This is a genomic window from Streptomyces ficellus, assembly GCF_009739905.1.
GTDB lineage: Bacteria > Actinomycetota > Actinomycetes > Streptomycetales > Streptomycetaceae > Streptomyces > Streptomyces ficellus_A.
In genome coordinates this window covers 6,302,157-6,321,257 of the sequence record NZ_CP034279.1, presented here as the reverse complement: position 1 = coordinate 6,321,257, position 19,101 = coordinate 6,302,157, and the positions used below count along the sequence as shown (strand labels likewise).

Genomic DNA, 19,101 nt, shown 5'->3' with positions numbered 1-19,101 from the left:
CGTCGTCAGTCCGCGGTGGCGCCGACGGGTTCGGGGGCGGCGACCTCGGTGGCCGCGCGGGCCTCGGCCGCCGCCGCCGCCTTCTTGGCGCGGTTCTTGAGCACCAGCATCGACGTCAGGCCGATCAGCACGGCGAGCACCAGGCCCAGCCACGAGAAGCGCTTCAGCCACGCCTCGGCGACCACGCCGACCGAGTAGATGACCGCGGTGGTGCCGCCCGCCCAGAGGATGCCGCCGAAGACGTTGGCGATGAGGAACTTCCAGTACGGCATGCGCAGGACGCCGGCCAGCGGCCCGGCGAAGATCCGCAGCAGGGCCACGAAGCGCCCGAAGAAGACGGCCCACATGCCCCACTTCTGGAACGACCGCTCGGCCAGGGCGATGTTGGCCTCGCTGAAGTGCTTGGGGAACTTGCCGCCCAGCCAGGTCAGCAGGGGCCGCCCGCCCCTGCGCCCGATGGCGTAGCCGATCGAGTCGCCGATGATCGCGCCGGCGGTGGCGCACGCGCCGAGCACCCACGGGTCGATGTCACCGTGCTGGGAGGCCAGCAGCGCCGAGCTGACGAGAACGATCTCGCCCGGCAGCGGGATGCCGAGGCTCTCGAGCCCGATCACCACCCCCACCAGGATGTAGATGCTGACCGCGGGAACGGTCTCGAGCCACTCCTGGACGTGCAAAGCCGGTTCCTCCGTCGTCGTTTCCGTGCTGCCCGGCGTGCGGCGCGGGTCGGGCGCGCACGCCGGGCAGCCTACCTGCTCAGACCGGGAGGACCCGCGCCCGAGCGGTGAGCGTCAGGTCACGCGAGGAGGTGCCCAGCCGGACGGTGCGGGTGCCGGTGCCGAGCACCCAGGCGTGGCCCCGCGGGTCCCACGAGGACAGCGTCCGGGCGGCGATCGGCACGGTGACGTGCCGGACCTGGCCGGCCCGCAGCTCGATGCGCCGGTAGCCGGCGAGGATCCGGGCCGGCTGGTCGAGCGCGAGGTCCGGGGAGGGACCGGCGTACAGCTGCGCGACGGTGACGCCGGTGCGCCGGCCGGTGTTGCGGACGGTGAAGCGGGCGGTGAGGCCGCCGCCGCGGGCGGGGGTCACGACGAGCCCGGCGTACGCGAACGTGGTGTACGACAGGCCGTGGCCGAAGGGGAACAGCGGCTCGACGCCCTCCGCGTCGTACCAGCGATGTCCGGTGCGGATGCCTTCGGAGTACTCCTGGACGCCGCCGCTGCCGGGGTAGCGGCGGGGGTCGCCGGCCGTGGGGTGGCGGGCGTCGGAGACCGGGAAGGTCTGGGTGAGCCGGCCGCCGGGGTCGGTGTCGCCGAAGAGCACGGCGGCGGTCGCGGCGGCGCCCTCCTGGCCCGGGTAGTACATCTGGAGCACGGCTCCGGTGCGCTCCAGCCACGGCATGGTGACGGCGGAGGAGGTGTTGAGGACGACGGTGGTCCGGGGGTTGGCGGCGGTCACGGCGTCGATGAGCGCCTCCTGCCGGCCGGGCAGCGCCAGCGTGGTGCGGTCGCGGCCCTCGGCGGCGTCCTCGTACGCGAACAGGACGACGCTGTGCGCGGCGCGGGCCGCGCGTACGGCCTCGGCGACGTCGGCCGCCCGGGTGGCGGTGGTGATGCGGCGCAGCCGGAACAGCTGTCCCTGGGCGCCGCCGGTGGCGGTGACGCGCAGGGTGTGGCGTCCGGCGGTGAGGCGGAGGGTGCGGCGGCGGACCTTCAGGCCGTCGGGGGCGGTGGAGACCAGGCCGAAGCCGGCGAAGAGCTCGGCCTCGCGGTCCTGGGCGGCGAACAGTTCGGTGCCGTCGACGAGGACCGTGGGGCGCGTGCCGCCGTAGTGGACGACGAAGGTCCATTCGTCGGGGTGGTCGAGGGTGAGCGTCCCCTCGTAGGTGTAGGTCTTCCCGGGGCGTACGCGCTGCCCGTCGAGGGGCGCGCCGTGGACCGTGAGGGGCTTGCCGTACAGGTCCTCGCCCAGGGCGTGGGTGACCGTGGCGCCCTCGCCGGCGCGGGCGGTGATGGCGTCGAGCGGGCTGTCGGCGCGGTCGGGGACGACATGGGCGCTGCCGCCGCCGCTGGCGAACGGCACCGTACCGGTGGGGCCGATGACGACGACGGAGCGGGCGGCGGGCCCGGTGAGCGGCAGCGTGGCGCGCTCGTTGCGCAGCAGGGTCGCCCCGGCGACGGCGACGCGGTACGCGAGGCGGGCCCCGGCGTCGCGGTCGCGGGTGGCGGGGCGGGCCGGGGCGGTGCCGTCGAGGAGGCCGAAGCGGCCCATGATGGTGAGGATCCGGCGTACGGAACGGTCGACGGCGTCCTCGGTCACGGTGCCGTCCGCCAGGGCGCGCCGCAGGGGTTCGCCGTACCAGCGGCCTGCGGGCATCTCCATGTCGAGGCCGGCGGTGAGGGACGGGACGGTGCTGTGGGTGGCGTCCCAGTCGCTCATCACGAAGCCGTCGAAGCCCCACCGCTCGCGCAGCACGCCGGTGAGCAGGTCGCGGTTCTCGCAGGCGTGGGCGCCGTCGACCTTGTTGTACGCGCCCATCACCGCTCCGGTCCCGGCGGCGACGGCGGCTTCGAAGCCGCGCAGTTCCGTTTCGTGCAGGGCCTGTTCGCCGATGCGCACGTCGACGGTGGTGCGGTCCTTCTCCTGGTTGTTGAGGGCGAAGTGCTTGACGGTGGCGATGAGGCCTTCGGCCTGGATGCCGCGGATCTCCTCGGCGACGAGGTCGGAGGTGAGCAGCGGGTCCTCGCTGAACGTCTCGAAGTTCCGGCCGGCGTAGGGGGTGCGGATGAGGTTGACCATCGGCGACAGCAGGACGTCCTGGCCGAGGGCCCGGCCTTCGTGGCCGATGACGCGGCCGTACTCGTGGGCGAGGGCGGGGTCGAAGGCGCTCGCCAGCATCACGGGGGCGGGGAGGGCGGTGGCACGGGCCCGGACGCGCACGCCGGCGGGCCCGTCGGCGAGGCGGAGGGGCGGGATGCCGAGACGCGGTACGCCGGGGATCCAGCCGGCCTGGCCGAGGCTGTGGGGGTCCTTGGCGCCGTGCAGGAGGCCGAGCTTCTCGTCGGGGGTGAGCCGGGCGAGCAGCTCGTCGACGCGGCGGGCGGCGGCGGGTGGTGCGGCGGAGTGGGCGGGGGCGGGGGCCGTGGCGGCGGTCGCGGTCGTGGGGGTGTCGGTCGCCGCGGCGGCCGTGGCGGCGGCGGCTCCGGTGAGCAGGCGGAGGGTCGTCCTGCGGGAGACATGTGATGACATATGCGCACTATGCGCAGGCGGGTGGGGGGATCGCGGTGACGCGAGGGGGGACACGACCGCCCCCGCACCCGGACAGGGGTGCGGGGGCGGTCTTCGCGCGCGCGTCCGACCACGCGTGCGCGGGACGCGGGGATCCGCGCGTCAGGGGTCAGGAGTTGGGGCGCAGGGTCCAGGTGATGGTCATCTCGCCGGTCACGGCGCCGTCCTCGCGGGTGATCTCCACGTGGACGGGGAACTCGGGGCGCTCCCCGGCGTCGAGTTCGGCGACGACCTCGGCCTTGGTGCGGCCGAGCGTGGCGGTGGCGGTGACGGGGCCCATGGCGAGCTTCCTGTAGCCGATCTCGGCACGGACGGCGAGCGGCACGGCCCGGCCCATCTGGTCGCCGAACGCGCCGATGACGATCGCGCCGCTGGCGGACTCGCCCAGGGTGAACATGGCGCCGGCGTGCGGACCGCCGACGTGGTTGTGGAAGGCGCCCTGGTCCGGGAGGCGCAGCACCGCGCGCTCGGCAGTCGCCTCGACGACGTCCAGGTTCAGGGTCTTGGCCATGGGGACGGTGGCCAGCAGCATGTCGCCGATGCTCGGCATGGTCTTGGACATACCGGCGAAGTTACCAGGCAGTAGCAAGCGCGGGAAGCCTCCGCGGGAACCAGGTCCAGGGGGCGGGCGTGGCACTCGTCACCACGCACCTCTATGGTTACTCGCCATGTGGCCAGGACAGCAGCCGCCCGGGGGCGAGCAGAACCCGCAGGACCAGAACCCGTACCAGCAGCCGGGGTACCAGCAGCCGAATCCGTACCAGCAGCCGGCCACCCCGCCGCCGCCGAGCGCACCGCCGCAGCAGCCGGGCCACGCGCCGCAGCCGGGCCAGCAGCCCACGTACCAGCAGCCCAACCCGTACCAGCAGCCGACCGTGCAGCAGCAGTACGCGATGCCCGGCCCGCCCGTACCGCCGCAGGGCGGCGACGACAAGAGGAAGACGACGATCGTCGCGATCGTCGCGGCGACCGCGGTCGTCGTCGCGGCCGGCGTCACCGGTTTCCTGGTGCTCGGCAAGGACGACGAGAAGAAGACGGTCGGCGCCGACCCCAAGCCCTCGCAGAGCGCGTCGAAGTCGTCCGAGGCCCCGCCGCCGGCGCCGACGGACAACCCGCGTGACGGTGGGACCGCCGCCAAGCCCACCGTCCCGGGCTGGAAGGTCGTCTACAACCCCAAGCGCAGCGCCCAGTTCGACGTCCCGGCCGACTGGGAGGTCCTCGGCTCGGGCACCAGCGTCGGGTTCGAGGACCAGGTGAAGAAGGACGGCAGCGCGGTCGCCGTGATGTCCGCCCCGGCCGAGTACAAGAGCACCTGGTGCACCGACGACGCCAACAAGGACGGGCGCAAGGAGGAGACCGGCCTCGCCATGGTCGGCACCAAGGGCGCCCAGGGCGCCAAGGACACCGCCCAGGCCGCGTACGACACGGCCGGCCAGTGGGCGTGGGCCGGTTACGCCCAGACCGAGCCCAAGGGCACGGTCAAGGTCACCAAGGCCAAGCCGTTCACCACGACGTCCGGTCTGACCGGCCACGTCGCCACGGCCACGGCCCTCAACACCAAGAAGGAGGGCAAGTGCGACACGGACGGCAAGTCCACCGTCTTCTCTTTCAAGAACGACAAGGGTGACTTCGTCAGCTGGGTCCTCTACGCCAACGCCGGCGTCCCGGACGAGGTGCCGGACGCGACCATCCAGAAGATCCTGGCGACGGTGAGGCTGCCCGAGGGCGCGTCCGCGTCCTGACCGCCTCCGCGTAATCGGTTTGGCACCGGGGCGCGGTGCCGGGGAGAGTACTCCGGTGAGTACTCCCGCCGCCGCGCCCCGCAAGGGCCTCCGTCCGCGACGCCCCGGGTGGGCCGGACGCAACTACACGCTCCTGACCGCCGCCACGGTCGTCACCAACCTGGGCACCCACGGCGCCCTGATCGCGGCGGCGTTTGCCGTCCTGGAGGCGGGCGGGGACGGCGGGGACGTGGGCCTGGTCGCCGCGGCCCGTACGCTGCCGCTCGTCCTCTTCCTGCTCGTCGGCGGCGCGATAGCCGACCGGATACCCCGCCACCGGGTCATGGTCGCGGCGAACGCCCTCAACTGCGTCTCGCAGGCGGTGTTCGCCGTCCTCGTCCTGGCGGGCGACCCGCAGCTGTGGCAGATGATGCTGCTGACCGCCCTGTGCGGCACCGGCCAGGCCTTCTTCAGCCCCGCCGCCGAGGGCATGCTGATGTCCAGCGTCAGCGGCGAACAGGCCGGGCGGGCCTTCGCGTTCTTCCGGATGGCCGTGAACGGCGCCAGCATCGGCGGCGCCGCGCTCGGCGGCGCGATGATCGCGGCGTTCGGCCCCGGCTGGGTCCTCGCCGTCGACGCGGCGGCCTTCGCCGTGGCGGGCGCGCTGCGGGCCTTCCTCGACGTCGGTCACATCGCGAAGCGGGCCCCCGGGGGCGGGCTGCTGTCCGACCTGCGCGAGGGGTGGGACGAGTTCCGGGGGCGGCCCTGGCTCTGGTCGATCGTGGCGCAGTTCTCGGTGGTCGTGGCGGTCGTCGGGGCGGCCGAGTCGGTGTACGGGCCGCTGGTCGCCGAGGAGGAGCTCGGCGGTGCCCGGCCCTGGGGGCTCGCCCTGGCGGCGTTCGGGGCGGGAACGGTGGGCGGCGCGCTGCTGGCGATGCGCTGGAAGCCCCGCCGGATGCTCCTGGTGGGCACCCTGTGCGTCTTCCCGCTGGCGCTGCCGTCGGCCGCGCTGGCCGTACCGCTCCCGGTGGGCGGCCTGATCGCGGCGATGTTCGTCTGCGGTGTCGCGCTGGAGATCTTCGGCGTCGCGTGGATGACGGCGCTGCACCAGGAGATCCCGGAGGAGAAGCTGTCGCGGGTCTCGGCGTACGACTGGTTCGGCTCGACCGCGATGCTGCCGCTGTCGACGGCGCTGGCCGGACCGGCGGAGAGCCTCTTCGGCCGCTCCCAGGCGCTGTGGGGGTGCGCGGCGCTGGTGGTGCTGGTGACGGCACTGGTGCTGCTGGTGCCGGACGTACGGAACCTGACGCGGCGTACGAAGGAGGTCGCCGCCCAGCCCGCCGCCCCCGCGTCAGCCGACCCCGCGTCAGCCGATGCCGAAGGCGCCGCCGGGCGGCTCGGGTGATGCGACGGCGTCCTCGTCCCGCACCGGCCGGGCGTCGGCCGTGAACCGGGCCAGTGACGCGCCGTGCTCCACGCGCGCGGGAAAGGCGTCGGCGGCCGTCCGCCGGGCCAGGCTCGCGGTGTCGAGTTCCCGCTGCGAGGCGACGAGCACGGCGTTGCCGAAGCGCCGCCCGCGCAGCACCGCGGGCTCGGCAATCAGCGCCAGGTGCGCGAACGCGGCGGCGAAGGTCGCCAGCTGGGAGCGGAGGAACGCGAACGGGGCGCCGTCCGCCAGGTTCGCCGCGTAGACCCCGTCCCTGCGCAGCACCCGTTCCGCGGCCCGCGCGTACCCGAGGGACGTCAGATGGGCGGGCACCCGCGAACCGCCGAAGACGTCCGCGAGCAGCACGTCCGCCGACCGGGCGGGCGCCGCCTCCAGCCACGCCCGTGCGTCGGCGCCGTGCACGGTGATGCCGCTCCCGGGCGCCAGCGGCAGGTGCTCCGCCACGAGCGCGATGAGCCCGCGGTCGGCCTCGACGACCTCCTGACGGGAGCCGGGCCGGGTCACGGCCAGCCGCCGGGGCAGCGCCAGCGCCCCACCGCCCAGGTGCACCACGTCCAGCGGCCCGCCCCCGGGCGCCGCGCAGTCCACGGCGTGCGCGAGCCGGCGGGCGTACTCGAACTCCAGGTGCGCCGGATCGTCCAGGTCGACGTACGACTGGGGCGCCCCGTCGACCGTCAGCAGCCACGCCCGCTCACGATCCACGTCCGGCATGAGTTTCGCGGTGCCGTGGTCGACGTCACGGAGTACGGGGCGGGGCTCGGTCACCGCTTCATTGTGCCCATACGGCGGCGACGGCCCGCGCGTGGGCAGCGGCCTGGGCCCGCCCGGCGCGGGCGGCGGGCACGCGGCGCGCCGGGTCGAGCGGGTTCCGCCCGAAGGCCCGCCGGGCGGCGGCGTCGGGGGTGATCACGGCGACCCGTGCGCCCGCGTCGCGCAGCCGGGCGGCCTGGGCGCGGGGTGAGTGGATCACCTTGTTGCCGGAGGCGCTGGGCGCGACGACCACGACCCGTTCGTACCCGGCGGCCAGGTGGGCGTTGGCGGTGGAGTGCAGGCCGCCGTCGATCCAGGTGCGCCCCTGGGCGGTCGCGGCCGGCCAGACGCCGGGGATGGCGCAGCTCGCGGTGACGGCGTCGACGAGGGGTACGCCGCTGTCCTTGTCGAAGGTGTGCAGTTCGCCGGTCGCGGCGTCGACGGCCGTGACCCGCAGCGGCCGGCCGGGCCACTCGTGGTGCAGCAGCCGAGCGGCGATCATCTCGCGCCGGGCGGCCTCGCCGACCGGTGTCCGGGCGGCGAGCGCGAGGCGGCCGAGCCTTCGCCCGTACGCCTCGGGGGTGCGCGAGGCCAGGACGGCGGCCGTGTACCGCAGGAGGGTCGCGGGGCCGAGGCGGCCCGCGGGGCGCCCCGGCGGCGGGTCGGCCAGCTGCCGTTCGTACAGCCCGGCGAGGCTCTCCCCGCCGGAGAGCAGATCCGCGCCGACGGCGGAGCCGGCCGAGCTGCCGATGACGACGGAGGCCGTCGACAGGTCGACACCCGCCTCGGCGAGGCCGTGCAGGACACCCACCTCCCAGCCGGTGCCCGTGAGTCCGCCCGCGCCAAGAACCAATGCTGTCGTTCCCGTTTCTGGCATGGACGCCAGTCTGCCGGTCGGTCAACGGCCCGCCACCACCAGGGTGTTGTTCCCGGTGGTGGCGGCCCGTGGCGCTCAGAGCACCTCGGTGACCGTTCCCGCGCCGACCGTGCGGCCGCCCTCGCGGATCGCGAAGCCGAGGCCCGGCTCCAGCGGGACGTCACGGCCCAGGCCGACGGTCATGGTGACCGTGTCGCCGGGGCGGGCGACGGCCGTCTCGCCGAGGCCGACGTCACCGACCACGTCCGCGGTGCGGATGTAGAACTGCGGGCGGTATCCGGTCGTGACCGGCGTGGTCCGGCCGCCCTCACGCCCGGACAGCACGTACACCCGTGCCGTGAAGCGCCGGCTCGGGCGGACGCTGCCGGGCGCCGCCACGACGTGGCCGCGGCGGACCGCGTCGCGCGGGACCCCGCGCAGCAGCATCGCCACGTTGTCGCCGGCCTGGGCGGACTCCATCGGCTTGCCGAAGGTCTCCAGGCCGGTGACGACCGTCTCCGTGTCCGCGCCCAGCACCTCGACGCGGTCCCCGACCCGGACCGTGCCGCGCTCGACGGCGCCGGTGACGACCGTGCCGCGACCGGTGATGGTGAGCACGTTCTCCACGGACAGGAGGAACGGCGCGTCCACGTACCGCTCCGGCATCGGCACATAGGTGTCGACGGCGTCGAGCAGCGCCTCGACGGCGCCGGTCCAGCGCGGGTCGCCCTCCAGGGCCCGGAGCCCGGAGACGCGGACCACGGGGACGGAGTCACCGCCGTACCCGTGCGCGGTGAGCAGCTCCCGCACCTCCAGCTCCACGAGGTCGGTGAGCTCGTCGTCACCCGCGTCGGCCTTGTTGAGGGCGACGACGATGTGGTCGACGCCGACCTGACGGGCCAGCAGCACGTGCTCGGCGGTCTGCGGCATGATCCCGTCGAGCGCGGAGACGACGAGGATCGCCCCGTCGAGCTGGGCCGCGCCGGTGACCATGTTCTTGACGTAGTCGGCGTGGCCGGGCATGTCGACGTGCGCGTAGTGCCGGGTGTCCGTCTCGTACTCGACGTGCGCGATGTTGATGGTGATGCCGCGCTGCGCCTCCTCGGGCGCCCGGTCGATCCGGTCGAACGGCACGAACGTGCCGGTCCCGCGCTCGCTGAGGACCTTGGTGATGGCCGCGGTCAGGGTGGTCTTGCCGTGGTCGACGTGACCCATGGTGCCGATGTTGAGGTGCGGCTTGGTGCGCACGTATGCCGTCTTGGGCATGGCTGCTGACGTTCCTTCCCGGAACTCGAAGCGTTGAAGAGGACCCCCGCGCCCTGCCGACCCTCCCCCTGCGGGGTCCGCCGGACGATCCGGGAAGGGTCAGCTTCGGGCGCCGTCGAGAACGGCGGGGAAGGCGAATGCGGCAGCCTTCGGCGCGTCCGCGACTGCGGACGGCGCTGCGAGGAAGGCGTACCGGAACATGTGCCGATCATGGCTGGTCCGCGGGGTGCGCGTCGACCGAATTACGGTGCCCACGGGAGCCGAGCGGCCCCTGGTGCCGGTGGGGCGGGCGGGACGCATCAACCAGGTACGAGACGGACGTTACGGCGATCACCGGCCCAAGTCGGTTAGTCTCCCCGGATGCTCGACCCCGTCACCAGGCCCCAGGCCGGTCTCGCCGTCCGCTGCTCCCGTGCTCTTCTGTCGCCCTGGTCGCGACTGTCGCTCCTGCTCGTCGTCCTTGCCTCCGCGGCGGTGACGGTCGTGCTGTACGAGCCACAGCGGCTGCTGTCGGCGGGCTGGCCCCCACAGGTCGGCGGCGCGGGCGCGGTGGTGCTGTTCGCGATGGCGTACGGGCTGTGCACCGCGGCCTTCGTCCCGAGGCCGATCCTGAACCTGGCGGCGGGCGCGCTGTTCGGCTCGCAGGCCGGGCTCGTCGCGGCGGTCGGCGGGACGGTGCTGGGCGCCGGCATCGCGTTCACGCTCGGGCGGCTGCTGGGCCAGGAGGCCCTGCGGCCCCTGGTCCGGGGCCGGTGGCTGGAGGCCGCGGACGGGCAGCTGAGCCGGCACGGCTTCCGTTCGATGCTGGCGATCCGCCTCTTCCCGGGCGTGCCCTTCGCCGCCGCCAACTACTGCGCGGCGGTGTCACGCATGGGATACGCGCCGTTCCTGCTGGCGACGGGCATCGGCTCGATCCCCAACACGGCGGCCTATGTGGTGGCGGGCAGCGAGGCGGCGTCCCCGACCTCGCCCGCGTTCCTGTTCGCGATGGGATTCATCCTGCTGAGCGGCCTGGGCGCGGCGGTGGTCGCCTGGTGCAAGCGCCACCGCCTGCGCAGCCGGTAGGACGCCCGGGCGGCCGCCTCCATTCATCTTGGGGCTGTACGCTGCGCACCGACCGGCCGTCGAACGATCACGGCCGCCCCCAATTGACCCCACGAGCACATTCGGGACGGCTTCAGCCCCATGAATTGGTTCGAATCACTCATCCTCGGGCTCGTCCAGGGGCTGACGGAGTTCCTCCCCATTTCATCCAGCGCGCACCTGCGCCTCACCGCGGCCTTCGCGGGCTGGCACGACCCGGGCGCGGCCTTCACGGCGATCACCCAGATCGGTACGGAGACGGCCGTACTCATCTACTTCCGCAAGGACATCGCGCGGATCGTGTCCGCCTGGTTCCGGTCGCTGACGAACAAGGAGATGCGCGGCGATCACGACGCCCAGATGGGCTGGCTGGTGATCGTCGGCTCGATCCCGATCGGTGTGCTGGGTGTCACCCTCAAGGACCACATCGAGGGCCCGTTCCGTGATCTGCGCCTGATCGCGACGACCCTGATCGTCATGGGCATCGTCCTGGGCATCGCCGACCGGCTGGCCGCCCGCGTCGAGGAGGGCGGCCGCCACCGCGCGGCGCCCGAGCGCAAGACCCTCAAGGACCTGGGCGTCAAGGACGGTCTGATCTTCGGCATGTGCCAGGCGATGGCGCTGATTCCCGGTGTGTCCCGGTCCGGCGCGACGATCAGCGGCGGCCTGCTGATGAGCTACACCCGCGAGGCGGCGGCCCGCTACTCCTTCCTGCTCGCCATCCCGGCCGTGCTGGCGTCCGGACTCTTCGAGCTCAAGGACGCGAGCGAGGGCGGGCACGTGTCCTGGGGCCCGACGATCTTCGCCACGATCATCGCGTTCGCCGTGGGATACGCGGTGATCGCGTGGTTCATGAAGTTCATTACCACCAAGAGCTTCATGCCTTTCGTGATCTACCGCATCGTCCTCGGCCTGGTGCTGTTCGCCCTGGTCGGGATGGGTGTCCTCAGCCCGCACGCGGGTGAGTCCGGCGGCTGACGCCCCCCGGCCGGGCGGCACCCGGCCCGGCGGGAGCTTCGTCACAAAGCGCCGCGAGAAGTAGCCGTACGGCCGGGGGGTCCCCCTACATTGGGTGCCATGACCAGATCCCCCGACGAGCTGCCCACCCCGGACGCCGAAGCCCTGAACGCGGCCATCCGCGAGTTGTGGGTGCGCTCCGGCGGGCAGCTGTCGGAGGACGAGCAGCGGATCTACAGCGCCCTGGTCCTCCAGTACGCCCGGACCTCGCAGCAGGGGGACGTGGAGAGGGCCGCGTAACCTCCGGCGGCCGGTACGCATGGGCGGGGGCCGCCGGCAGGGGGGGTGGCCGGCGGCCCGATGCCCGGGTCCTCCGTCCCGGACACCTGCGGAGAGCCTCCCGCGCGAGGCGGACGGACGCGAGGGCGCACGGGGCACCTGTGCACGCACTGCGTTCACACCCCGTGTGAACGGACGCACCGGCTCGCGATCGGGCGCCGCACGGCGCACCCTGGTCCCATGGCTTGGCAGGCACCCGTCGTCGTCCACCGCCCCTCCCCCGGCGGCGGGCGGCGCGTCACCGTACGCGGGCAGATCGTGGGCCTCGCCCACAACGACGCGGACCTCGTCGAGTTCCTGCGGCGCGCGGGGCTGGACGAGGCGGACATCTCCCTGGACGACCCGCACCTGGTGGAGTGGCGCGGCGGCCGTGCCCACCACTGGGAGGCGGCGTGACGGCCGGGTGACCGGCGCCGGGCGGTGACCGGCGCCGGGCGGTGACCGGCGCCGGGCGGTGGGGCGTGCGGGGCTCTTGGCCTGCGGGTCGCGCTGCCCGACACTGATGCGATGACGCAGCGCGTGGATCTCGCGACCGTGATGGACCGGCTGGCCATCGACGAAGTGATCACCCGGTACGCGGTGGCGGTGGACGACGCGGACTGGTCCGCCTACCGGGCGTTGTTCACGGCCGACGGGCGGGCCGACTACCAGGGCGCGGGCGGGGTCGCCGGCCCGGCCGGCGAGGTCGTGGACTGGCTCGCGGAGACGATGCGCCTGTTCCCCGTGCGCCAGCACCTGATCGTCAACCGGCGGGTGACCATCGAGGACCTGGGCGGCTATCCGGGCGACCGCGCCGAGGCGCTGGCCGACTACGTGAATCCGATGCGGATGGCGGCGGGGGACGACTTCGTCTCGGGCGGGCGGTACGCCTTCGCGCTGGCCCGCACCGACGGCGGGTGGCGGCTGCGGACGGTGGTGGTGCACGAGAAGTGGCGACGCGCGACCGGCGGCGTACTGTCGGCGGAATGATCTGCTCCCGCACACTGGAGATGTCGGCAGGGCGTCCGGGTCTGCCACCGGACGTCGCGAGGCGTCGCCGTACGTCTTAGCGGGGCGTCGCCGGGTATCCGGAAGCGTCGGGAGGCGGCCCACTGTGCGAGGAGGCGCGATGCGGATCCCGGTCGGGCGGTGGCGGCCGCGCACGGCGCACGTGGCGGCGTCGCCGTGGTGGCGGGGCGCGGCGGCCGTGGTGGCCGGCGCTCTGCCCGCCCTGGCGTTCCCGGCGCCGTCGCTGTGGTGGTGGGCGTACCTGGCACTGGTGCCCTGGATGCTGCTGATCCGCACGGCACCCACGTGGCGTCGCGCGGCGCTCGACGGCTGGCTGGGCGGGCTCGGGTTCATGCTGGCCGTACACCACTGGCTGATGCCGAGCCTCCATGTCTTCATCCTGCTGCTGGCCGCCCTGCTCGGGCTGCTGTGGGCGCCGTGGGGTCCGTTGGTGCGGCTGATGCTGTCCGGGGTGCCGTCACGCGCGCGTGCCGCGGCCGCCCTCGCCGTCGTGCCGTCGGGCTGGCTCATGGTGGAGCTGGTCCGTTCCTGGGAGGGGCTGGGCGGCCCGTGGGGTCTGCTCGGGGCCAGTCAGTGGCAGGTGCCGCCCGCGCTGAGGGTGGCGTCGCTGGGCGGGGTGTGGCTCGTCAGCCTGCTAGTGGTGGCGGTGAACACGGCGGTGACCCTGCTGGTGTCGGTTCGCGCCCTGCGCCCGACCGCCGTCGCCGGTCTGCTGGTGTGTGCGGTCGCCATGGGTGCGGCGGCGTGGTGGGTGCCGGCCCCACAGCCGGCCGGGCAGGTGCGGATCGCCGTCGTGCAGCCGGGGGTGCTGAACGGGGTGGGCGGGGCGGAGCGGCGGTTCGCGCGGGCCGAGGAGCTGACGCGGGAGCTGGCGGGCCGGCAGGACGTGGACCTGGTGGTGTGGGGCGAGAGCAGCGTCGGCGCCGACCTGACGGCGCGGCCCGCGTACACGGCCCGGCTCGCGGCGCTGTCCCGGCAGGTGGGCGCCGAGGTCCTGGTGAACGTGGACGCGCGCCGGTCCGACCGGCCGGGCATCTACAAGAGCAGCGTGCTGGTCGGTCCCGAGGGCACCACCGGTGACCGCTACGACAAGATGCGGCTGGTGCCGTTCGGCGAGTACGTCCCGTTCCGGTCGGTGCTGGGCTGGGCCACGTCGGTCGGCAGGGCGGCGGCCGAGGACCGCAGGCGCGGCGAGCAGCCGGTGGTGATGACGGTCGGGGAGCGCGGGCTGCGGCTGGGCCCGCTGGTCTGCTTCGAGACGGCGTTCCCCGACATGAGCCGGCACCTGGTGCGGGAGGGGGCGCAGGTGCTGGTGGCGCAGTCGGCGACGTCGACGTTCCAGGACAGCTGGGCGCCTGGGCAGCACGCGTCGCTGGCGGCGCTGCGGGCGGCGGAGACGGGACGGCCGATGGTGCACGCGACGCTGACGGGCGTCAGCGCGGTGTACGGGCCGGAGGGTGAGCGCGTCGGCGCGCCGCTCGGCACCGACCGCAGCGCCGCCGCCGTGTACGACGTACCGCTGGCGGCCGGGACGACGCCGTACGTCCGGCTCGGCGACTGGGCGGTGTACGCGGCCGTGCTCGTCCTGGCGTCGCTCGGCGCCGTCGGGGCTGCCCGGTCGGTCAGGCGGCGGACTGCTCCAGGCACTCCCGCACCACGCGCTCGCACAGCTCGTGGGTCGCCAGTGCGTCCCGGGCGCTGAGCGTCTTCCCGGCGCGTACGGCGTCGAGGAAGGCGTGCACCGTCTGCTCGATGCCGCGCTGGCGGGCGACCGGCACCCAGTCGCCGCGCCGCCGCACGCTCGGCTGGCCCTTGTGGTCGACGACGTCGGCGAGGTTGAGGACCTGGCGCTTGGTCTCCTGCCCGGACACTTCGAGGATCTCCTCGGTGGAGCCGTTCATCCGGTTCATCATGCCGATGGCGGTGAAGCCGTCGCCGGACAGCTGGAGCACCACGTGGTGCAGCAGGCCGTCGCGCATCCGCGCCCGTACGTCGGTGTGCTCGACGGGCCCGGGCAGGAGGAAGCGCAGGGTGTCGACGACGTGGATGAAGTCGTCCAGGACCAGGGTGCGCGGGTCCTCGGGCAGGCCGATGCGGTTCTTCTGCATGAGGATCAGGTCGCGCGGGTGGTCCCGGCACTGCGCGTAGCCGGGCGCGAGACGGCGGTTGAACCCCACGGCGAGGCTCACTCCGTCGCGTTCGGCGCGCTCGACCAGGCGGCGGGACTCGTCGAGTTCGTACGCCAGGGGCTTGTCGACGTACGTGGGCACGCCCGCGTCCAGCAGCCGGGTGACGATCTCGGCGTGGACGGAGGTCGGGGCGTGCACGAACGCGGCGTCGAGGCCCGCGGCGAGCAGCGAGTCCAGGTCGGCGTGGCGCCGTCCGGCGGGCAGGTGGTAGGTGTCGGCGACCCGCGCGAGCGTCGCCGGGGTGCGGGTCTGGAGGTGGAGTTCGGCTCCGGGGACGGTGGCGAGCACCGGCAGGTACGCCTTCTGCGCGATGTCACCGAGTCCGATGCAACCGATCTTCACAACACTCTCCCTGTCGCCGTACGCGACCGTGCCCGGGCCCCTGCCCGGGCCCGTGCTCGGGCCCGTGCTCGTGGCTGTTCCCGTGCTGCCGTCAGGCGTCGTCGCGCTGGTGTGCCCGGTCAGAATACGTGTGCTGGGGCGGCCGCCAGTCCGCGATCCCGTCGAAGGTGCGCAGCGCGAGGCCGGGGCCGAAGCGGGAGAGCGTCATCACCGTCTCGCGGAGGGCGACGGCCGGGGCGCTGGTGAGGGTCAGCAGCCGTGCGACACGGGCGGACTTGCGGACGATGCCGGTGGTACGCGGCACGCGCACCGCGGAGTACGCGGCGAGGCCCGCGCCGACGTCACCGTGGGGCGACAGGTGGTGGGCGAGCACGATGCCGTCCTCGATGGCCTGGTTGCCGCCCTGTCCGAGGGTGGGTGCCATGGGGTGGGCGGCGTCGCCGAGCAGGGCGGTGCGCCCCCGGTGGAAGGCGGGCAGCGGGGTCGTGAGGTGGTGGACGTCGTGCCGGAGCACCTGGTCGGGGGCGACGGCGGCGAGGATCGCGGGGATCGGGTCGTGCCAGGTCCCGAAGCGGCGCGTCAGCTCGGCGCGTTCGTCGTCGGGGGCGTGCGCGCCGGCGGGGGCTCCGGCCGCGGCGTAGGCGTAGACACGGCCGTCCTTGAGCGGCTGCGTGCCCCACAGGGCGCCGCGTCCCCAGGTCTCGTGGGGGGCGAACGGCCGGTCGGGGGCGGGGATGACGACGCGCCAGGTGGTGAAGCCCGCGTACGCCGGCCGGGGGTGGGCGGGGAACAGGGTTGGGCGGAGGGCGGAGTTGATGCCGTCGGCGCCGACGACGAGGTCGGCCTCGATGTCGCCGTCCGGGGTGGTGACCACGGCACGGCGGCCGGTGGCGGGGCATCCCGGGTCGGTGAGGGTGGCGCGGGTCGCGGTACGGACGGCCCCGTCCGGGAGGCGGGAGGCGAGGGCGTCGATCAGCGTGGCCCGGTGCACCGGGACGAGCGGGTCGCCGAACCGGGCGACGGCGGCCTGTGCGTCGGTACGGGAGAGCCAGCGTCCGCCCGGGGTGCGCATGCCGCCGTCGCCCTGCCAGGTCGCGAGGGCGCGGATCTCGTCGCCGAGGCCGATGACGTCCAGGGCCCGCAGCGCGTTGGGCGCGAGGCCGATGCCGGCGCCCACGGGCTGGAGCGAGGCGGCGCGCTCCAGGACGGTGACGCGCCAGCCGCGCCGGTGCAGGGCGACGGCGGCAGTGAGGCCGCCGATTCCGCTGCCCACGACGACGGCCAGGGGCATGGCGGTGCGGTTGTCCATGATTCCTCCACGCAGGCGGAACTACATCTGTAGTGACGCGTTCACCGTACTACGGGTGTAGTGCGAGCGGTAGGTTGGGGCCATGACCGCACGCGCCGACCTCATCGCCGACGCCGCCCTGACCCTGCTCGTCGAGCGGGGCATGCGCGGGCTCACCCACCGCGCGGTGGACGAGACCGCAGGGCTCCCCCAGGGCTCGACGTCCAACTACGCCCGGACCCGTCAGGCCCTCCTCGAGGCGGCGGTCCGGCGGCTCGCGGACAGGGAGGCGCGGGTGATGTCCCTGGAGGAGATGCCCGTCCCCGACACCGGCCTCGACGGGCTCCTGGAGGGCCTCTCCCTGGCGCTTCACCGCTACCTCACCGACCACCGCGACCTCCTCGTCGCCCGGTACGAGCTGGGCCTGGAGGCCACCCGCCGCCCGGAGCTGCGCGCGTTCTACGACGAGACCGGGCGCCGGTTCCGGGAGCCGCTGACGGCGCTCATGCGCGCGGCCGGGTCCTCCGAGCCCGAGCGCCACACCCTGTCCCTGGTGGCCTGGTGCGAGGGGCTGATGTTCTCCTGCGCGGTCGGGGCGTTCCACTCGTCCGTACCGAGCCGGGAGGAACTGCGCACCGGGTTCCGCGAGTTGCTCGGGGGGATGCTCGGCGGTCCGGGCGGCACCACGGCCTGATCATCGGCCGGTCACACCCATCACCCGTGCGGACCAATAACCGCGGGTAGCCGTCCCCAAAGGGCCGGTCACCGACCAGAGTTACCGGGTGCAACGAACGAGAATCACCGCGAAGGTCCTGGCGACCGTGGCCGTGGCGGCCGTCTCCGGCTGTATGTCGGTCGATCCGGGCGCCGCTCCCGCTCCGGGCCCCCCGCCGGCGACCGGCCCGGCCGGCCAGGGCGTCGCGCCGCAGATCGTCCAGGGCCCCGCGCGCGAGGCCCTGGAGGCCGCGCTGGCGCCACCGCCGGCGTCCGCGCCCCGGCAGCCGCCCCCGGCCGCGCCGGACCGCGCCCCGGCGCCGCCCGCCACCCCGCCCACCGCACCCCGCGACGACCGCCCGGGCGAGCTCCCGTCACCCGAGCACCCGCGCGACCGGCTCCCCCGGATGGACCCGCCGTCCCTGCCCTCCGTCCCGGACAACGTCCCCGACGTCTGCACCCTCGGCCGCAGCTTCGGCGACTGGGACCCCGACAGCCGCCAGGCCAAGCTCTGCCAGGAGGCACTCGGCCACTGACGCCGGGCCGCTACCCCCTCCCGGGGCGAGCACTGAGCCACGACTGGGCGCCGTGGCCACCGCCGGAACGCGGGCGGGGGCGTGCGCCGCGGGCCTGCGGCCACCGCGGGGAGCTGCGCTGAGGAGTGTGGCCACCGCCGGGAGCTGCGCCGGGGGACCTGCGGATACGCCGGACCTGCGCCGGGGGCCTGCGGCGACGGCGGGCAGACCGCCGTCTCCGGCGACGGCGGCTCGACGCGCTCGCCGACCGTCCGCGCCCGCGCGGTGCACAAGCGGGGCGGCCATGCCACCCTGCGCGTCGGGGCGTTCGGCCACAGCCGGGACCTGCACCCGGCGCCGGGAGCCGCGCGCCGGTCCTGCGGCCACCGCGGCCAGACCGCCGTCTCCGGCGACGGCGGCTCGACGTGCTCGCCAACCGTCCGCGCGAACGACAAGCGGGGCGGCCACACCACGCCCTGGATCCGGGGCGTTCGGCCCCGCCGGCCCAGGTCAGCGGCAACGCTGTCGGTCGTGCCGGTCCCGCCGGGCTACCCCCAGCCGCGTGCGCACCGCCAGGCCCCCTGCGGCCGGCAAGGCCGTCGGCCCGCCCGTCAGCCGGGAGCGGGCCCGACGCGCCGTCCAGGGCGCCGCCGGGCCCACGCGGGGCCCACCGCTGGGCCCCACCGAGGGCTGCGGTTCCCGCAACACCCGTCAACCGGGCGCAACCTGGCCGGGGCCACCGGCACGTACACCCGGAGCGCCCCGCCAGGCGCGCCCCCGCCGCGCGGCACCGCCCCGGCGCGGGCCCTGCGGCGTCACCCGTTTGCCCGGGCAGACGCCCCGCAGGCGCGCACCGCGCGGTCACTCCGCGGCGAGGCGCTCCGTCAGGCGGGCGATGGCGGCGCGGACGCCGTTGCCGTAGCCGTCGTCGGTCAGGGTGCCCGACGTGGCGCGGGCGCGGTCGAGGTGGGTGCGCGCCGCGTCGGGGCGCCGCAGCTTGACGTAGTCGGCGGCGAGGTTGACGTGGAGGGCGGGGTACAGGGCGCGCAGCGCCATCCCGTGGCCGTCCACCTCCTCCGCGGCGGTCAGCGCCCGGAGGTCCCAGGCCAGCTCGTCGTAGGGGTCGTCCTGGGCGTCGGCCATGCAGTGCGCGAGCGTGCAGCGCTGGAGCGGGTCGCCGTCCGCTCCGAGCTGCTCCCACAGCTCGCCGAAGCGGTTGCGCGCCTCTTCCCGGTCTCCACCGTGGAGGAGCATCATCGTCTGCCCGATCCTGGTCAGGACGGCGTCCTCCGGCGCGTCCGACGCGTCCTGCTGCTGCTCCCGCACTGCGGCCTCCAC

Annotated in this window: 19 protein-coding genes; 10 read left to right on the top strand and 9 right to left on the bottom strand. The window is 74.6% G+C overall.

The window, feature by feature from the left end:
- Positions 1–5: 5 nt before the first annotated feature.
- From EIZ62_RS28370 to EIZ62_RS28360, 3 genes are all read right to left on the bottom strand, one after another.
- Positions 6–677 (bottom strand): DedA family protein, encoded by a 672-nt coding sequence (locus EIZ62_RS28370; RefSeq protein WP_156695510.1) that lies wholly within the window; start codon positions 675–677, stop codon positions 6–8.
- Between the two features lie 79 nt (positions 678–756).
- Entirely contained in the window at positions 757–3,249 is a 2,493-nt protein-coding gene (locus EIZ62_RS28365; protein WP_156695509.1) for a beta-glucosidase family protein, read from the bottom strand.
- A gap of 148 nt (positions 3,250–3,397) precedes the next feature.
- The gene (locus EIZ62_RS28360) at positions 3,398–3,850 is read right to left on the bottom strand and encodes a DUF4442 domain-containing protein (RefSeq protein ID WP_156695508.1); all 453 of its coding nucleotides are present in this window, start codon (positions 3,848–3,850) and stop codon (positions 3,398–3,400) included.
- A 106-nt stretch (positions 3,851–3,956) separates the two neighbouring features.
- Here EIZ62_RS28360 and EIZ62_RS28355 point away from each other — a divergent pair, with 106 nt between their 5' ends.
- Both EIZ62_RS28355 and EIZ62_RS28350 read left to right on the top strand, forming a co-directional pair.
- The gene (locus EIZ62_RS28355) at positions 3,957–5,030 is read left to right on the top strand and encodes a DUF8017 domain-containing protein (protein ID WP_156695507.1); all 1,074 of its coding nucleotides are present in this window, start codon (positions 3,957–3,959) and stop codon (positions 5,028–5,030) included.
- Positions 5,031–5,085: 55 nt separating this feature from the next.
- Positions 5,086–6,414: an MFS transporter gene (locus EIZ62_RS28350; protein ID WP_156695506.1), complete on the top strand. Its 1,329-nt coding sequence runs from the start codon at positions 5,086–5,088 to the stop codon at positions 6,412–6,414.
- Here EIZ62_RS28350 and EIZ62_RS28345 read toward each other — a convergent pair.
- From EIZ62_RS28345 to tuf, 3 genes are all read right to left on the bottom strand, one after another.
- On the bottom strand, positions 6,376–7,221 hold the full coding sequence (locus EIZ62_RS28345; protein ID WP_425281855.1) for a spermidine synthase: 846 nt from the start codon (positions 7,219–7,221) through the stop codon (positions 6,376–6,378). The genes EIZ62_RS28350 and EIZ62_RS28345 overlap by 39 nt on opposite strands.
- 4 nt (positions 7,222–7,225) lie before the next feature.
- Positions 7,226–8,083: a patatin-like phospholipase family protein gene (locus EIZ62_RS28340; RefSeq protein ID WP_156695505.1), complete on the bottom strand. Its 858-nt coding sequence runs from the start codon at positions 8,081–8,083 to the stop codon at positions 7,226–7,228.
- 75 nt (positions 8,084–8,158) lie between these two features.
- Positions 8,159–9,328 carry an elongation factor Tu gene (tuf, locus tag EIZ62_RS28335; RefSeq protein ID WP_156695504.1) on the bottom strand — a complete coding sequence of 390 codons (1,170 nt, stop codon included), beginning with the start codon at positions 9,326–9,328 and terminating at the stop codon, positions 8,159–8,161.
- A 360-nt stretch (positions 9,329–9,688) separates the two neighbouring features.
- Here tuf and EIZ62_RS28330 point away from each other — a divergent pair, with 360 nt between their 5' ends.
- From EIZ62_RS28330 to lnt, 6 genes are all read left to right on the top strand, one after another.
- Positions 9,689–10,393, top strand: a complete 705-nt coding sequence (locus tag EIZ62_RS28330) for a TVP38/TMEM64 family protein (protein WP_156695503.1) — start codon at positions 9,689–9,691, stop codon at positions 10,391–10,393.
- Positions 10,394–10,513: 120 nt separating this feature from the next.
- Positions 10,514–11,389 (top strand): undecaprenyl-diphosphate phosphatase, encoded by an 876-nt coding sequence (locus EIZ62_RS28325; protein WP_156695502.1) that lies wholly within the window; start codon positions 10,514–10,516, stop codon positions 11,387–11,389.
- A 99-nt stretch (positions 11,390–11,488) separates the two neighbouring features.
- Positions 11,489–11,668: a hypothetical protein gene (locus EIZ62_RS28320; protein WP_156695501.1), complete on the top strand. Its 180-nt coding sequence runs from the start codon at positions 11,489–11,491 to the stop codon at positions 11,666–11,668.
- A gap of 219 nt (positions 11,669–11,887) precedes the next feature.
- Positions 11,888–12,103: a hypothetical protein gene (locus EIZ62_RS28315; protein WP_156695500.1), complete on the top strand. Its 216-nt coding sequence runs from the start codon at positions 11,888–11,890 to the stop codon at positions 12,101–12,103.
- 111 nt (positions 12,104–12,214) lie between these two features.
- The gene (locus tag EIZ62_RS28310; protein ID WP_208828081.1) at positions 12,215–12,676 is read left to right on the top strand and encodes a nuclear transport factor 2 family protein; all 462 of its coding nucleotides are present in this window, start codon (positions 12,215–12,217) and stop codon (positions 12,674–12,676) included.
- Positions 12,677–12,815: 139 nt separating this feature from the next.
- Positions 12,816–14,417: an apolipoprotein N-acyltransferase gene (gene lnt / locus EIZ62_RS28305; RefSeq protein ID WP_156695499.1), complete on the top strand. Its 1,602-nt coding sequence runs from the start codon at positions 12,816–12,818 to the stop codon at positions 14,415–14,417.
- Here the strand turns inward: lnt and EIZ62_RS28300 are convergent.
- Together EIZ62_RS28300 and EIZ62_RS28295 are read right to left on the bottom strand one after the other, a co-directional pair.
- Positions 14,338–15,246: a Gfo/Idh/MocA family protein gene (locus EIZ62_RS28300; RefSeq protein WP_156695498.1), complete on the bottom strand. Its 909-nt coding sequence runs from the start codon at positions 15,244–15,246 to the stop codon at positions 14,338–14,340. The genes lnt and EIZ62_RS28300 overlap by 80 nt on opposite strands.
- Positions 15,247–15,337: 91 nt before the next feature.
- Positions 15,338–16,555 carry an FAD-dependent monooxygenase gene (locus tag EIZ62_RS28295; RefSeq protein WP_156695497.1) on the bottom strand — a complete coding sequence of 406 codons (1,218 nt, stop codon included), beginning with the start codon at positions 16,553–16,555 and terminating at the stop codon, positions 15,338–15,340.
- An 82-nt stretch (positions 16,556–16,637) separates the two neighbouring features.
- Between EIZ62_RS28295 and EIZ62_RS28290 the strand changes: the two genes are divergently transcribed.
- Positions 16,638–17,228, top strand: a complete 591-nt coding sequence (locus EIZ62_RS28290) for a TetR/AcrR family transcriptional regulator (RefSeq protein WP_156695496.1) — start codon at positions 16,638–16,640, stop codon at positions 17,226–17,228.
- Positions 17,229–17,316: 88 nt separating this feature from the next.
- Positions 17,317–17,784, top strand: a complete 468-nt coding sequence (locus EIZ62_RS28285) for a hypothetical protein (protein WP_156695495.1) — start codon at positions 17,317–17,319, stop codon at positions 17,782–17,784.
- 840 nt (positions 17,785–18,624) lie between these two features.
- On the opposite strand, the gene EIZ62_RS28280 is transcribed toward EIZ62_RS28285, so the two are convergent.
- Positions 18,625–19,020 carry a hypothetical protein gene (locus tag EIZ62_RS28280; RefSeq protein ID WP_156696637.1) on the bottom strand — a complete coding sequence of 132 codons (396 nt, stop codon included), beginning with the start codon at positions 19,018–19,020 and terminating at the stop codon, positions 18,625–18,627.
- Positions 19,021–19,101: the final 81 nt, after the last annotated feature.

Coding starts and splice junctions, on each gene's coding strand:
- EIZ62_RS28365 (WP_156695509.1), bottom strand. CDS start 3,249: ATGTCATCACATGTCTCCCGCAGGACGACCCTCCGCCTGCTCACCGGA.
- EIZ62_RS28360 (WP_156695508.1), bottom strand. CDS start 3,850: ATGTCCAAGACCATGCCGAGCATCGGCGACATGCTGCTGGCCACCGTC.
- EIZ62_RS28355 (WP_156695507.1), top strand. CDS start 3,957: ATGTGGCCAGGACAGCAGCCGCCCGGGGGCGAGCAGAACCCGCAGGAC.
- EIZ62_RS28340 (WP_156695505.1), bottom strand. CDS start 8,083: ATGCCAGAAACGGGAACGACAGCATTGGTTCTTGGCGCGGGCGGACTC.
- tuf (WP_156695504.1), bottom strand. CDS start 9,328: ATGCCCAAGACGGCATACGTGCGCACCAAGCCGCACCTCAACATCGGC.
- EIZ62_RS28330 (WP_156695503.1), top strand. CDS start 9,689: ATGCTCGACCCCGTCACCAGGCCCCAGGCCGGTCTCGCCGTCCGCTGC.
- EIZ62_RS28325 (WP_156695502.1), top strand. CDS start 10,514: ATGAATTGGTTCGAATCACTCATCCTCGGGCTCGTCCAGGGGCTGACG.
- EIZ62_RS28320 (WP_156695501.1), top strand. CDS start 11,489: ATGACCAGATCCCCCGACGAGCTGCCCACCCCGGACGCCGAAGCCCTG.
- EIZ62_RS28315 (WP_156695500.1), top strand. CDS start 11,888: ATGGCTTGGCAGGCACCCGTCGTCGTCCACCGCCCCTCCCCCGGCGGC.
- EIZ62_RS28310 (WP_208828081.1), top strand. CDS start 12,215: ATGACGCAGCGCGTGGATCTCGCGACCGTGATGGACCGGCTGGCCATC.
- lnt (WP_156695499.1), top strand. CDS start 12,816: ATGCGGATCCCGGTCGGGCGGTGGCGGCCGCGCACGGCGCACGTGGCG.
- EIZ62_RS28295 (WP_156695497.1), bottom strand. CDS start 16,555: ATGGACAACCGCACCGCCATGCCCCTGGCCGTCGTCGTGGGCAGCGGA.
- EIZ62_RS28290 (WP_156695496.1), top strand. CDS start 16,638: ATGACCGCACGCGCCGACCTCATCGCCGACGCCGCCCTGACCCTGCTC.
- EIZ62_RS28280 (WP_156696637.1), bottom strand. CDS start 19,020: ATGATGCTCCTCCACGGTGGAGACCGGGAAGAGGCGCGCAACCGCTTC.